The 13297-nt window shown below is 75.6% G+C and carries 10 protein-coding genes; 3 read left to right on the top strand and 7 right to left on the bottom strand.

Annotated features, from left to right (window positions below):
* Positions 1-78: 78 nt before the first annotated feature.
* The 4 genes from AB0E96_RS29620 to AB0E96_RS29605 form a co-directional block, all read right to left on the bottom strand.
* On the bottom strand, positions 79-795 hold the full coding sequence (locus AB0E96_RS29620) for a helix-turn-helix domain-containing protein (RefSeq protein WP_359828805.1): 717 nt from the start codon (positions 793-795) through the stop codon (positions 79-81).
* A 10-nt stretch (positions 796-805) separates the two neighbouring features.
* A complete protein-coding gene (locus AB0E96_RS29615) occupies positions 806-1066 on the bottom strand; it encodes a hypothetical protein (RefSeq protein WP_359828803.1) in 261 nt (86 codons plus the stop codon).
* A 605-nt stretch (positions 1067-1671) separates the two neighbouring features.
* Complete coding sequence (locus AB0E96_RS29610; protein WP_359828807.1) at positions 1672-2100, bottom strand: carboxymuconolactone decarboxylase family protein; 429 nt, start codon at positions 2098-2100, stop codon at positions 1672-1674.
* 373 nt (positions 2101-2473) lie between these two features.
* Positions 2474-3577: an NADH:flavin oxidoreductase/NADH oxidase gene (locus AB0E96_RS29605; RefSeq protein WP_359828801.1), complete on the bottom strand. Its 1104-nt coding sequence runs from the start codon at positions 3575-3577 to the stop codon at positions 2474-2476.
* A 148-nt stretch (positions 3578-3725) separates the two neighbouring features.
* On the opposite strand from AB0E96_RS29605, the gene AB0E96_RS29600 reads away from it, so the two are divergent.
* The gene (locus AB0E96_RS29600; protein WP_359828800.1) at positions 3726-4160 is read left to right on the top strand and encodes an NUDIX domain-containing protein; all 435 of its coding nucleotides are present in this window, start codon (positions 3726-3728) and stop codon (positions 4158-4160) included.
* A 231-nt stretch (positions 4161-4391) separates the two neighbouring features.
* Here the strand turns inward: AB0E96_RS29600 and AB0E96_RS29595 are convergent, their stop codons facing one another.
* From AB0E96_RS29595 to AB0E96_RS29585, 3 genes are all read right to left on the bottom strand, one after another.
* Complete coding sequence (locus AB0E96_RS29595; RefSeq protein WP_359828798.1) at positions 4392-5792, bottom strand: MFS transporter; 1401 nt, start codon at positions 5790-5792, stop codon at positions 4392-4394.
* A gap of 438 nt (positions 5793-6230) precedes the next feature.
* Entirely contained in the window at positions 6231-6818 is a 588-nt protein-coding gene (locus AB0E96_RS29590) for a TetR/AcrR family transcriptional regulator (RefSeq protein ID WP_359828806.1), read from the bottom strand.
* Between the two features lie 17 nt (positions 6819-6835).
* Positions 6836-7798: a quinone oxidoreductase gene (locus tag AB0E96_RS29585; protein WP_359828797.1), complete on the bottom strand. Its 963-nt coding sequence runs from the start codon at positions 7796-7798 to the stop codon at positions 6836-6838.
* Between the two features lie 493 nt (positions 7799-8291).
* Between AB0E96_RS29585 and AB0E96_RS29580 the strand changes: the two genes are divergently transcribed.
* Positions 8292-12164 carry a phosphodiester glycosidase family protein gene (locus AB0E96_RS29580; RefSeq protein ID WP_359828795.1) on the top strand — a complete coding sequence of 1291 codons (3873 nt, stop codon included), beginning with the start codon at positions 8292-8294 and terminating at the stop codon, positions 12162-12164.
* Between the two features lie 237 nt (positions 12165-12401).
* The coding region (locus tag AB0E96_RS29575) for a serine/threonine-protein kinase (RefSeq protein WP_359828794.1) at positions 12402-13297 on the top strand (896 nt) is incomplete at its 3' end.

The raw sequence follows: 13297 nt of genomic DNA, 5'->3' as shown, positions 1-13297 counted from the left end.
ACATCACTCTCTCCGGCCCCCCCCGGTGGGGGGCGGCGCCGCCCCGCCGCCCCCCCCCCCCCCCCCCCGCGGCCGTGCTCATCGGCTCCTCTCCGTAGGGGCGGGCCGGGTGGTGAGGGCGTGGCGCAGGCGCTGGATCTCGGCTCGGGCTTCGGTGAGTCGGCGGTGGAGGTCGGGGGGCGGGGGCGGCGCCGCGCCGGTGCGGCGCAGGGCCGTGACCCACTCGGCCTCCTCTGCCGGACCCACCCCGCAGGCCCGGACGAACTCGACGAGGACCCGCTCGGTGCAGCCCCGCTGACCGGCGAGCACCCCGTGCAGGGTGCTGCGCGGCAGATGGCTCACCGGGCCGCCCCGCGCCGCGCGCGTCTCCAGTTCGCGCAGGGACGGGCTCCCGGCGCGCAGCCTCAGCCGCCGCATGGCGACGAGCAGTTCGGAGCGCTCCGTCACGTACGGCAGGGCCCGGCTCGGGCCCGCCCCGCCCGGTGCGACCGGTACGGGCTTGCCCCTGCGCCGCCCGGGACGGTGGGCGTCGGCGCGCAGCCACAGCCGCTCGGCGGTGCGCACCGAGCCGCCGCAGGCCCGGACGTAGGCCTCGGTGGCCGGCCAGGTCGGCACCGTGCGGCCCTCGTCCGCGCGGGAGAGGGTCGCGAGGGAGACGGGCTGGGCGAGTTCGGCGGTCTTGCGCGCCATCTGGCTGTAGGTGAGGCCGGAGCGCTCGCGCAGCCCGCGCAGCCACCGCGCGAGCGTCCGGACCTCCTTGTCCCGTTCAGCCAGGGCGCTGTTCAGGCGCCCCATCGGCCGCCGCCTAGCGGGCCCGGCGGACGGTGAGCGCCTCGGCCAGGCGCCGGACCAGCTCTATGCCGAGCAGTCCGCCGGTGGCCAGGGTGGCGACGGCGGTGCGGGCGGGGGTGCCGGAGCCGGTCAGGGCGGTGGTGAGGAGGAGGACGACGACCACGAGCACCGTGGCCGGGACCGGCCCCGGGACGCCGGGGGCCGTCCGGATCTCCCGGGCCCGCCGGGTCTCGACGCACGCCGGGTGCGCGGCCGGGGTGTGCTGCTGTTCCATGCGGTCTCCGCTTCGCTGGGTTGCGGTTGCTGCCACTCGACACCGGGGTCCTCGCGCCCGCCCGGCCTTCCAGAGCCGGGCGGGACGGACACCCACGCACAGGGTCGCCGGGTGCCGCGGGGACGGTCCAACGCTTTACGCCCCGGTTTCTCGCTTTGTCCCACTCGAAGTCGAGAAGGGGTCGGGGGAGAACCGCAGCTCACACCCCTGCCCGCCCGTATTCCCGGGCCCCGGCGGGCCGCCGCGTCCGATCCCGCTCGTCCTTTCGGGCTTGCCGCGGCGGAGCGAAGAACGCCATCCTCTGTGGACATCGGCGGGGTGAACGACCCGCACAGGCCCCGCCCCGGGCCAGGAGCCGGGGGCGCCCGGGCCCGGCCCGGCACAGGCACGGGTCCGATGCCTCACGTTCGCGGTCTCCCCGGCCGCTGCCACTCGACACCACCCGGGGGATCCGGCCCGCCCTGTTCCAGCGGGGCGGGCCAGGCGGGTCAGCTGCGGCGCCGCCACACCTGGCCGCCACACCTGACCGCCGTACCTGACCGCCGCACCGGGGCGGGACACCGGGCCGGGCCGGCGGGCCGACTGCCGGTCGGACCGATGGCCGGTCAGTCCGCGGGCCGGTCCGCCGTGACCGGCAGGAGGCCGCGCTCGCCGAACACCTTCTTGGCGACGAAGGTGGCGTTCAGGGCCTTCGGGAAGCCGCAGTAGGCGGCGGAGTGCAGCAGCGCCTCGACGATCTCCTGCGGGGTGAGCCCGACGTTCAGCGAGGCGTTGACGTGGACCTCCAGTTGCGGCTCGCACCCGCCGAGCGCGGTGAGCATGCCCAGGGTGACCAACTGCCGCTCGCGCGGCGCCAGCCCGGGACGGCTGTAGATCTCCCCGAAGCCCCAGGCGACCACCTGGTGCCCGAGCTCGGGGCTCACGTCACCCAGCGCGTCCACCACCCGCCGCCCGACCTCGCCGTCGATCCGGTCGAGCACCTCCAACCCGTGCGTGAAACGCTCCCGGCGGACCTCGGCCTCGTTCGCGGACATGCTCATCTACGCTGCTCCTCTTCCGTCTCCCGGCCCCGGCCACCGGCGGCGGCGACCAGCAGAACCGTAGGACTTCGAGTGCGCTCCACCTCAAGTCGACATGCTGACCCGCCCCTACAGGAAGATTTGCGGCCAAGACCCCCTGAAATGGCATCACCGCGCCCTACCGGAGCCGAAAGATTTCCTGTGGCCGAGTCACCCGAGGGGGTGACCCCGGGTCGGAACGCCGTCCGCGGGCGGCCGGTGAGCCACGGTCCGGGCCGCACGGGCAAGGACCCGGGGGGAGAAGGAAACAGCTGTCGCCCGCCACGGAGAACCCCCGTGGAGCGGGAAGTCGGCGGGGCCGACTTCCCGCTCCGTGGGCTTGCCGGGCTCAGGTGCGGTGGTACTGGACGGGGGTGGGGACTTCGCCGCCGAGGGTGGTGGCGGCGTGGCGGGCCCAGTAGGGGTTGCGCAGCAGCTCGCGGCCGATCAGGACGGCGTCGGCGCGGCCCTCGGTGAGGAGGGCCTGGGCCTGCGCCGGGTCGGTGATCAGGCCGACGGCCGCCACCGGCAGGTCGGTCTCCCGGCGCACGGCCTCGGCGAAGGGCACCTGGAAGCCGGGCGCGGCCTCGATGCGGGCGTCGGGGACGACGCCGCCGGTGGAGACGTCGAGCAGGTCGACGCCGTGGGCCTGGAGTTCCTTGGCGAGGCGGACGGTGTCCTGGGAGGTCCACCCCTCGCGGCCGTCCTGCGGGTTCTCGGTGATCCAGTCGGTCGCGGAGACGCGGAAAAAGACCGGCAGGTCCTCGGGCCACACCGAGCGGATGGCGTCGACGACCTCCAGCGCAAAGCGGACGCGCCCCTCGAAGGAGCCGCCGTAGCCGTCGGTGCGGTGGTTGGACGCGGGGGAGAGGAACTGGTGGATCAGGTAGCCGTGGGCGCCGTGGACCTCGGCGACCTGGAAGCCGGCGGCGAGCGCGCGCCGGGCGGCGTCGGCGAACTGCCGCACGATGTCGCCGATCTGCTCCTCGGTCAGCTCGTCCGGCGTGGTGTGGGCGGGGGAGAAGGCCTCGGCGCTGGGGGCGAGCGGGGTCCAGCCGTGTTCCTCGTCCGGGGTGACGGGGCGTCCGCGGTCGACCCAGGTGCGCTCGGTGGAGGCCTTGCGGCCGGCGTGGGCGAGTTGGATCGCGGGGACGGTGCCCTGGCTCTTCAGGAAGTCGGTGATCCGGCGGAAGGCCGCGGCCTGCTCGTCGTTCCAGATGCCGAGGTCGTACGGGGAGATGCGTCCCTCGGGGCTGACCGCGGTGGCTTCCGTGATGATCAGCCCGGTGCCGCCGGCGGCGCGGGCCGCGAGGTGGGTGAAGTGCCAGTCGGTCGGGACGCCGGCCGCGTCCCCGTCCGGGGCTGCGCTGTACTGGCACATCGCCGGCATCCAGATCCGGTTGGGGACGGTCAGGGAGCGCAGGGTGAACGGGGCGAAGAGAGAGGTGCTCATGTCGGACTCCCGGTGGGTCGGCGACCGGACGAAGGGGCGGGCATGCAACTTTTGCAGCTGCATCTATATTCGCAAACAATAGTTGCGCACGCAGAGACCTGCAAGGGGTGTCCCTCCGGCGCGCCCCCCACCTGCGACAATCCGTTCCATGATCGACTCTGCCGCCACCGACAGCCCCGACTCCGCTCCCGCCCCCCTCACCGTCGTCGCCGCCGCGATCATCCGGGAAGGCCGGCTCCTGGTCGTCAGCAAGCGGGCCGCCCCGGACGTCTTCTACCTCCCCGGCGGCAAGCCCGACCCCGGCGAGGACGCCCTCCGGGCGCTGGCCCGCGAGCTGGGCGAGGAGCTCGGCGCGGCCCCGGTCGACCCCCGCCACCTCACCGACATCCGCGCCACCGCCGCCCTCGAGGGCGTGCCCATGCTGATGACCGTCTTCACCGCCACCCTGGACCGCGAGCCCGTCCCCGCCGCCGAACTCGCCGACCTGCGCTGGACCGACGGCCGCGACGACACCCTGCGCCTGGCCCCGGCCGTCCGCGACCACCTCCTGCCGCTGCTGCGCGAACGCGGCGACCTGGCCTGACCGGAAGCCGCGCCCGGAAGCCGCGACGGAGAGCCGCGCCCGGAAGCCGCGCCCGGAAACCGCGACGGAGAGCCGGGCCCGGAAGCCATGGAAGAAGGCCGGGCCCAGGAGCCGCGACGGCCCCCGCCCGTCCGCACGCCCCGTGGAAACGGGACGCCCGGACGGGCGGGGGCCGAGCCGTGGGCGGAGGGGCCGCCGCCGGCGAGTCGCCGGTGAGTCGTCAGCGCACCGTCAGCGCACCGTCTGCGGAACGCGCTGGGCCGGGACGGCGCCGCGCGCGGAGCGCGGCGCCCCGGCGGAGGCGGAGGCGGCGGGGGAGGCGCCGAGCGCGGTGCCGCGGGTCTCCTCGGCCCACCGGACGCAGACCAGCAGGCCGACGGCCGTGGTGCCGGCCGCGATCAGCATCGTCGGGCCGGTGCCCAGCCCGGTCAGCGACAGCGGCAGCAGGTAGGTGCCGACGGCCGCGCCGATCCGGCTGACCGAGGTGGCGACGCCCACGGCGGTGGCCCGGATCTCGGTCGGGAACAGCTCGTTGGGGTACGTCCAGTCGAGCACGTTGGGCCCGCCGCACAGGAAGGCGTACGCGCACAGCGCCAGCAGCGCGACGGCGGCCGGGGCAGTGGGCCACACGCCCAGCAGCGCCAGCGGGACGGTCATCAGCGCGAAGGACCAGATGATGACGGGCCGCCGGCCGCGGCTGTCGATCAGGCGCAGCGCCGGGTAGCAGCCGAGCAGGAAGACCAGACTGATCAGGCCGGTGCCGAGGGTCTCCATCACGGTGCCGCCGGGCATGCCGAAGGAGGAGAGGATCTGCGGGCCGAAGGTGAGCATCGCGAACAGCGGGCCGACCTGGCACAGGAAGAACAGTCCGCAGAACAGGGTGCGGCGCCGGTAGGGCTGGGTCATCAGCAGGCGCAGGCCGGTGGGGCCGCTGCGCTCGGTGGGGTCGGGCATCAGTTCCCGGCCGTCCACGCGTACGCCCAGGTGCTTCTCGACCACGCGCACCGCGTCACCGACCCGCCCGTTGGCGGCCAGCCAGCGCGGCGACTCGGGGGAGCCGCGCCGGATGACCAGGAACACCACGCACAGCACCGTGGAACTCGCGAGCATCCACCGCCAGCTGCCCGGTCCGGCCAGTTCCAGGAACAGGTAGCCCACCACGTAGGCGAGGACGGATCCGGCGTACCAGGCGATGATCTGCTTGCCGAGCAGGCGGCCGCGGTGCTTGGTGGGCGTCCACTCGGCGAGCAGCGAGGTGGCGATGGGGTAGTCGGCGGCCACGGCCATGCCGAGCACGAAGCGCAGCACGGCGATCGCCCACACCGCGTCCACCCAGAAGGAGAGCACCGAGCAGGCGACCATCACGAGCAGGTCGGCGGTGTACATCACCTCCCGGCCGATCTTGTCGGTCAGCACGCCGAAGAGCGCGCCGCCGACGAACATGCCGACCAGGGCGGCGGCGCCGATCAGGCTGACCTCGGCGGTGGACAGCCCGAGGTCCGGGCGCATCCCGATCAGGGCGACGCCGACGATGCTCAGGATGTATCCGTCGAGCAGGGGTCCGCCGGAACAGGCCAGGGCCAGCCTGCGGTGGAACGCGGTATACGGGGCGTTGTCGATGGTCTGGGACATGTGCTTGGGGTCCTCCGGAGCGTACGGCGCGCACTGCGCACCGTGCGCCGGGTAGACGGCAGGGGAAGGCGCCGTCCACCTCGGACGGCGCCATCGCCCGGTCACAACGGGCGACCGTCCACGGTTGCCCCGGCTCCGCGGGGCCGCCACCGGGTCGAAGGTCGGGGGGATTCGCGACCAAGGTCCCGAAGCGGACAGGCCCTTCGCCCGTGCCGGACCGCCGCCCGCCCAGTCCCGCCGCGGGGAGCCCGGGGGCGGGCGCCGCCGCGCGCCGGGAACCCGCCCGAGGGGTGACCCTTTTCACTCGAAGCCCCCAACAGCCCTGGAACTGTGGCCCATTCCACACCGGGGCGGTGCCCGTCCGTGCGGGAACGACCCCGCTGCGTGACCCGGAGCGCGCCGCCGGGGCGTCACGGGGGGCCCGGGGTCGGGGCGGCGTCAGCCCAGTCCGAGCCGGGCCAGGCCCGAGTCCAGCGCCGCCTCCAGGTGGTCGGCGGAGCCGGTGGTCAGGAGGATCAGCACCCCGCCCTGGATCCCGGCCAGCAGCGCCGCGGCCTCCCGCTCGGCGTCCAGGTGGGCGGGGGCCGCGCCGGCGCCCTGCAGGTGGCGGATGCCCGCGGCGAGTTGGCGCCGCCACCGCGCCAGCAGCTCGGCGGCCACCGTCCGGCCCGCGCCGGTGGCCGTGCCCAGCTGGGACAGCGCCACGTGCAGCGGGCAGCCGACGCCCTGGGCGCGGTAGCGGGCCAGGACCTTGTCGCGCCACCGCAGCCAGGCCTCCCGGGAGGTGAGGGCTCCGAGCTCGGGCTGCTGGTCGTCGAGGACCCGGTCCGCCTCGAAGCGGGCCACGGCCAGCAGCAGTTCGTCCTTCCCGCCGGGGAAGTAGTGGAAGAGCTGGCTCTTGCTGGTGGCGGTGCGGGCCATCACGTCCTCCAGCCGTAGCGCGAACACGCCCGCCTCGCGGATCTCCCGGGCGGCGCCCTCGACGATGCGCCGCCGGGTCGCGGCGCCCTTGCGGGTCGGCGGCACGTGCTCCCCCGGCGCGGTCACGGCAGCAGCACCAGCTTGCCGGTGGTGCGCCGGGACTCCAGGTCCGCGTGCGCCCGGGCCGCCTCGGCCAGCGGGTAGCGGCCGGTGATCCGCGGGGTGAGCCGGCCCGCCAGGACGAGGTCGAACAGCTCGCCGGTGCGCCGCACCAGCGCCTCGCGGGTGGGGACGTGGTGCTGCACCACCGGGTAGGTCAGCAGGATGCTGTTCGGCAGGTCGGTGGGCCGCAGCTCGGGCACGCCCATGAAGGGGCCGTAGTAGGCGTGCACCCCGTGCGGGCGCAGGGCCAGCTGGGAGGAGACGAAGGTGTCGGCGCCGCCGCCGTCGTAGACGACGTCGGCCCCGCGCCCGCCGGTCAGCTCCCTGATCCGCTCCTCGAAGCCGCCGCCGGAGTGGACCAGCACGTGGTCGGCGCCGGCCTCCCGCGCGACCGGGGCCTTCTCCTCGCGGGAGACCAGGCCGATCACGGTGCCGCCGCGCGCCTTGACCAACTGGGTGAGCAGCCGGCCGACCCCGCCCGCCGCCGCGTGCACCACCGCGGTGTCGCCCGGGCCGACCGGGTAGGTCTCGGTGCTCAGGTGGCTCGCCGTCAGACCCTGCATCAGCAGGCCGCCCGCGACCTCGTCCGGCAGCCCGTCGGGCACCTTGACCAGCGAGGCGGCCGGGACGGCGAGCAACTCGGCGTAGCTGCCCGGGTGGTAGAACCAGGCCACCCGGTCGCCGACGGCGAAACCGCCCGCCCCAGGGCCGAGGGCGGCGACGTGGCCCATGCCCTCGGCGCCCAGGACCACCGGCGCCGCCCAGCCCGGGCCGCCCTCGGCGCGGGCGCCGACGTCCATGTAGTTGACCCCGGCGGCGCCCAGGCGCACCAGCACCTCGCCGGGGCCGGGCACCGGATCCGGCAGCTCGGTCCAGCGCATGACCCCGGGGCCGCCGTGCTCCTCGATCCGGATCGCGTGCATGGGCTGACACCTTTCTGTACGGGCCCGTACGGGCTTCCGTACGGACTTGTACGGGCCCGCTCGGGCTCGTACGGGCTCGTACGGGCCCGCTCGGGCTCGTACGGGCTCGTTCGGGAGGGACGAACAGCACGGTAGGCAGCCGAAAATGGACCCACAAGTCCAGAAATCCGCACCGGAACGGGGCAGTTGCCCGGCCGCCGGGGACGGGGCGGACGCGGTCGGGGACGGGCCGTCGGGGGCGGACCCCTGTCCCCTTCCTGGCGGTACGTCAGCCTTCCTCCCGGATCCGCCCGCCGCTCCCCGCCTCCTGTTCGCGGCGCCGAGCGGGCCGGTTCACCGGCCCGTGCACTGGAGGTCGTCCGTGCACGGTTGGCTGCCCCCGACCTGGGAGGACACGCCCCCGGGCCGCACCGTCCGCAGGCGAACGACGAATCCGGCGCCCCGCACGCCGCCGGAGCCGCCCGAGCCCGCCGCCGTACGAGGAGAGCCCCGCATGCCACCCCCACCCGCCCGCACCGCACGGACCACCCGCACCGCACGGACCACCCGCACCCGCGGCCGCCGCGCCCTGGGCGCGCTCGCCCTGGCCACCGCGCTGGCCGCCGGCCTGACCGGCCTCGCCGCCCCCGCCTGGGCCGCCCCCGCCCCCCCCCCCGTGAAGGAGTCCGCCGACCCCGGCCTGGTCCTGGACCGCCCCGGGGAGTCGGTGGTCACCCGCCGCGAGGTCACCCCCATCGCCCCAGGCCTGACCATGACCTCCTTCGACCGCCTCGGCGGCGCCGGCTGGATCCGCGGCAAGGTCCTCGTCGCCGACCTGGCCACCGAGGGCCTGAGCGTCGACTACCTGTCCTCCGGCCGGGTGACCACCCGTGAGACCGTCACCGGCATGGCCCGCGGCGCCGGCGCCGTCGCCGCGATCAACGGCGACTACTTCGACATGAACGCCTCCGAGGCCCCCCTGGGCGTCGGCGTCTCCCGCAAGGACGGCCTGGTCCAGGCCCCCGTCGAGGGCTGGAACCAGGCCGTCACCGTCGGCACCGACGGCCTGGCCCGGATGGCCCAGGTCTTCCTGGAGGGCCACGCGGGCCTGCCCGGCGGCCGCGAGCTGGCGCTCAGCGGCGTCAACACCTACGGCCTGCCCGCCGACGGCGTCGGCGTGTTCACCCCCGCCTGGGGCAACGCCACCCGCGCCCACGTCGCGGGCGACTCCGCCGAGGCCGTCGAGGTCGAACTGCGCGACGGCCAGGTCACCGCCGTGCGCGACCGCCTCGGCGCCGCCGTCCCCGAGGGCACCACCGTCCTGGTCGGCCGCGAGGCCGGCGCCCGCGCCCTGCGCGACCTCAGGCCCGGCGACCGGGTCAGCGTCGGCTACCGCCCGCGCGCCTCCTTCGGCGAGGTCGCCGTCGCGGTCGGCGGCTACCAGGTCCTGGTCGCCGACGGCGTCGCCCAGCGCTCCGGCGAGAACGACGGCAACGAGCCCAACGCCCGCACCGCCGTCGGCTTCTCCGCCGACAACCGGCGCATGTACCTCGTCACCATCGACGGCCGCCAGGCCGACAGCCCCGGCATCAACCTGCCCGACCTCGCCGTCCTGATGCGCGACATGGGCGCCCACAACGCCCTCAACATGGACGGCGGCGGCTCCGCCGCGATGGCCGCCCGCCTGCCCGGCGCCCAGCAGGCCGGCACCGTCAGCAGCCCCTCCGACAACGGCGGCGAACGCGCCGTCGCCAACGGCCTCGGACTGTTCTCCACCCCCGGCTCCGGCCAGGCCCGGGGCTTCCGGCTGCGCCCGGCCGAGCCCGCGGACACCGCCACCCGCCTCTTCCCCGGCCTGCACCGCACCGTGCGCGCCCTGCCCCACGACGAGGCCTACGGCGCCGTCACCGCCCAGGTGCCCGCCACCGTCTGGTCCACCGCCACCGGCGAGCGGGTCGCCGTCGAGGGCCGCGGCCTGGACGCCGTCGTCACCGGCCGCGCCTCCGGACCCGCCGAGGTCGCCGTCACCGCCCAGGGCGCCCGGAAAGCCGTGCTGCCGCTGACCGTGCTCGGCCCGGCGGCGCGCATCACCGCCGGCGACGAGCCGATCGCCCTCGACGGCGCCGGCGCCACCGCCCGCCTGACCGTCACCGGCCACGACGCGCTCGGCCACACCGCGCCCGTCGAGGCCGCCGACGTCAAGGTCACCGGCGGCGAGGGCGTCGTCGAGGCGAGCGCCGCTCCCGACGGCACCATCGCCCTCAAGGCCCTGGCCGACGGCCGGTCGGCCACCCTCGAACTGACCGTCGGCACCCTGAAGAGCGCCGTCGCCGTCACCGTCGGCATGACCGAGAAGCCCTTCGCCGACCTCTCCGACGCCGCCGCCTGGAAGTCCGGCAACGACCGCGCCCCCGGCGGCTCGGTGGCCCCCGCCCCCGGCCCCGACGGTGCCCACGGCCTGCGCCTGGCCTACGACTTCACCCACTCCACCGGCACCCGCGGCCAGTACGCCATCGCCCCCGAGGGCATCGTGCTGCCCGGCCAGCCCCGCTCCGTCAGCATGTGGATCGAGGGCGACGGCAACGGTGCCTGGCCGCGCGTCCAGTACCGCACCGCCGCCGGCGTCACCGCCAACCTCGACGCCCCGATGGTCACCTGGACCGGCTGGCGCAAGGTCGAGTTCCCCATCCCGGCGGGCGTGCAGTACCCGCTCACCTTCCAGCGCTTCCGCCTGATGGAGACCAGCGCCGCCCGCTCCTACACCGGCGCCCTCACCCTCGCCGACCTGCGGGTCAAGGTCGCCCCCGACGTCGAACTGCCCGTCCGGCCCAAGGTCACCGACCCCGTCGTGCTCACCCACGGCACCGTCGACGACCGCCCGCTGCGCGTCGCCGTCATGTCCGACGCCCAGTTCATCGCCCGCAGCCCCGACAGCGACATCGTCCGGGCCGCCCGCCGCACCCTGCGCGACATCGCCGCCGCCAAGCCCGAACTGCTCGTCATCGACGGCGACTTCGTCGACGAGGCCGCCCCCGCCGACTTCGCCCTCGCCCGCACGCTCCTCGACGAGTTCGACCAGCTCACCGGCCACAGCATCCCCTGGCACTACGTGCCCGGCAACCACGAGGTCATGGGCCCCGGCACCATCGACAACTTCAGGGCCGCCTTCGGCGACACCACCCAGGTCTTCGACGTCAAGGGCACCCGCTTCGTCACCCTGAACAGCTCGCTCGGCACCCTGCGCGGCAGCGGCTTCGACCAGATCGCCACCCTGCGCACCGCCCTGGACGGCGCCGCCCGCGACCCCGACATCACCGGCCTGCTGCTCTTCGAACACCACCCCACCCGCGACCCGCTGCCCGACCAGGGCAGCCAACTAGCCGACCGCAAGGAGGCCGCCCTCGTCGAACAGTGGCTCGCCGACTTCCGCACCGGCGGCAAGTCCGCCGCCATGGTCACCGGCCACGTCGGCGCCTTCCACGCCCGGAGCATCGACGGCGTCCCGCACCTGATCAACGGCAACTCCGGCAAGGGCCCCGCCTCCGAACCCGACCGCGGCGGCTTCACCGGCTGGACGATGCTCGGCGTCACCCCCGCCGCCGGCCGCGTCACCGACCCCTACAAGACCGACGACGACGCCTCCGCCTGGCTGCGCGCCGAGGTCCGCGCCCGCGCCGACACCGTCGACCTCAAGGCCCCCACCGCCCTCGGCCTGCTCGAAACCGCCCCCGTCACCGCCACCTTCACCCAGGACGGCGAGCGCACCGTGCCCGTCGCCTGGCCCGTCACCGCCCAGTGGGGCGGCACCGGCGTCCACATCGGCGCCGCCGCCGGCGCCCCGCGCACCGCCGTCGCCGCCTACGACCCGGCCACCGGCACCCTGACCGGGCTGCGCCCCGGCAGCGGGACGCTGAGCGTCACCGTCGGCGGGGTGAAGGCCGAACAGCCGCTCACCGTCGGCGCGGCGCCCGCCTGCACCACCACCGTGCGCGGGAAGCACTCCTCGCTCGCCGTCACCTCGGGCGTCACCTGCCTCCAGGGCGCGAGCATCGACGGCCCCGTCCTGGTGCAGCCCGGCGCGGCCCTGGTCGCCGTCGACTCCACCGTCAACGGCCCGCTCTCCGCCCGCGGCGCGCGCACCCTGCTGCTGGCCGACACCACCGTCCACGGCCCGGTCGCCGTCAGCGGCACCACCGGCGGCACGGCGGTCCTGCGCACCGCCGTCTCCGGGCCGCTGCACCTCGCCCTCAACCAGGGCACCACCCTGCTGGCCGGCACCACCGTGCGCGGGCCGCTGGACTGCTCCGGCAACACCCCGGCCCCGGTCGACGGCGGCCTCGCCAACACCGTGAACGGCCCCAAGTCGGGCCAGTGCGCCAAAATGTGACGAACTCTGAGCAATGACCGCAGGCCCGGACCGTCCACGGTCCGGGCCTGCGCCGTGGGGCCGGGCGGTGGTGTCCGGGGCGTGGCGTCATTCCTATGATGGGGCGTCAGTCGTCGTCCCTCCGGTGTCATGATCTTCGCGGCGCGCCCCGGACCAGGGCGCGCCGCCAGGGGAGCGGGCCGGTCCCCGGACCGGCTCCGGTCCCGGGGCTCGGAATTCGTCGATTCAGGGAGAAGCATGCGCGGCACCGTGCTCGCCGACCGTTACCGGCTGGTGGACTGGCTGGGCGGCGGGTCGATGGGCGACGTGTGGCTCGCCGAGGACGAGGTCCTCGGCCGCCGGGTCGCGGTCAAGGTGGTGAAGCCCGCCCTGCTGGACGAGCCCGGCTTCGCCGAGCGCTTCCACGCCGAGGCCCGGGTCATGGCCCAGCTGCGGCACCCGGGCATCGTCGGCGTGTACGACTACGGGCACGACGCCGGCCCCGGCCCCGCCTCCTCCGTCCCTGCCTCCGCTTCCGCCTCCGCCGCCGGGCGGCGCCCGGTCGGCTACCTGGTCATGGAGCTGATCGACGGCCGCCCGCTGAGCGCGGTGCTGGAGCGGCGCGGCGCCCTGCCGGTGGCGGAGGCGCTGGCCCTGGCCCTCCAGGTGCTGGAGGCGCTGGAGGCCGCGCACGCCTCCGGGATCGTCCACCGGGACATCAAACCGGCCAATCTGATGGTCCGCGACGACCGGACGGTGATCGCCGACTTCGGCATCGCCCGCCCCGCCTGCGACGCCCGGCTGACCGTCCCCGGGATGGTCCTGGGCACCGCCGCCTACCAGGCGCCCGAACAGGCCTCCAGCGGGACGGTCACCGCCTCGGCGGACCTCTACGCGCTCGGCGTGGTCCTCTACGAATGCCTCGCCGGCCGCCTCCCGTACGAGGGGGAGACCGCCCTCGAAGTGATCCTCAAACACCTGACGGAGCCCGTGCCGCCGCTGCCCGGGTCCGTGCCCGCGCCGGTGGGGGCGCTGGTCGGGCGGGCGATGGCCAAGGAGCCCGGCGAGCGCTGGCCCGACGCGGCGGCGATGGCGGCGGCGGTGCGGCGCGTCCTCGCCGGGGACGAGGGCGCGCCGGCGCCGGACGGGCCGTG

It is taken from the genome of Kitasatospora sp. NPDC036755 (assembly GCF_040636595.1).
GTDB lineage: Bacteria > Actinomycetota > Actinomycetes > Streptomycetales > Streptomycetaceae > Kitasatospora.
The sequence above is the reverse complement of the archived record's forward strand: the minus strand, read 5'-3'. Positions and strand labels throughout refer to the sequence as shown.

Coding starts and splice junctions, on each gene's coding strand:
- AB0E96_RS29615 (WP_359828803.1), bottom strand. CDS start 1,066: ATGGAACAGCAGCACACCCCGGCCGCGCACCCGGCGTGCGTCGAGACC.
- AB0E96_RS29580 (WP_359828795.1), top strand. CDS start 8,292: ATGCCACCCCCACCCGCCCGCACCGCACGGACCACCCGCACCGCACGG.
- AB0E96_RS29585 (WP_359828797.1), bottom strand. CDS start 7,798: ATGCACGCGATCCGGATCGAGGAGCACGGCGGCCCCGGGGTCATGCGC.
- AB0E96_RS29620 (WP_359828805.1), bottom strand. CDS start 795: ATGGGGCGCCTGAACAGCGCCCTGGCTGAACGGGACAAGGAGGTCCGG.
- AB0E96_RS29605 (WP_359828801.1), bottom strand. CDS start 3,577: ATGAGCACCTCTCTCTTCGCCCCGTTCACCCTGCGCTCCCTGACCGTC.
- AB0E96_RS29595 (WP_359828798.1), bottom strand. CDS start 5,792: ATGTCCCAGACCATCGACAACGCCCCGTATACCGCGTTCCACCGCAGG.
- AB0E96_RS29600 (WP_359828800.1), top strand. CDS start 3,726: ATGATCGACTCTGCCGCCACCGACAGCCCCGACTCCGCTCCCGCCCCC.
- AB0E96_RS29610 (WP_359828807.1), bottom strand. CDS start 2,100: ATGTCCGCGAACGAGGCCGAGGTCCGCCGGGAGCGTTTCACGCACGGG.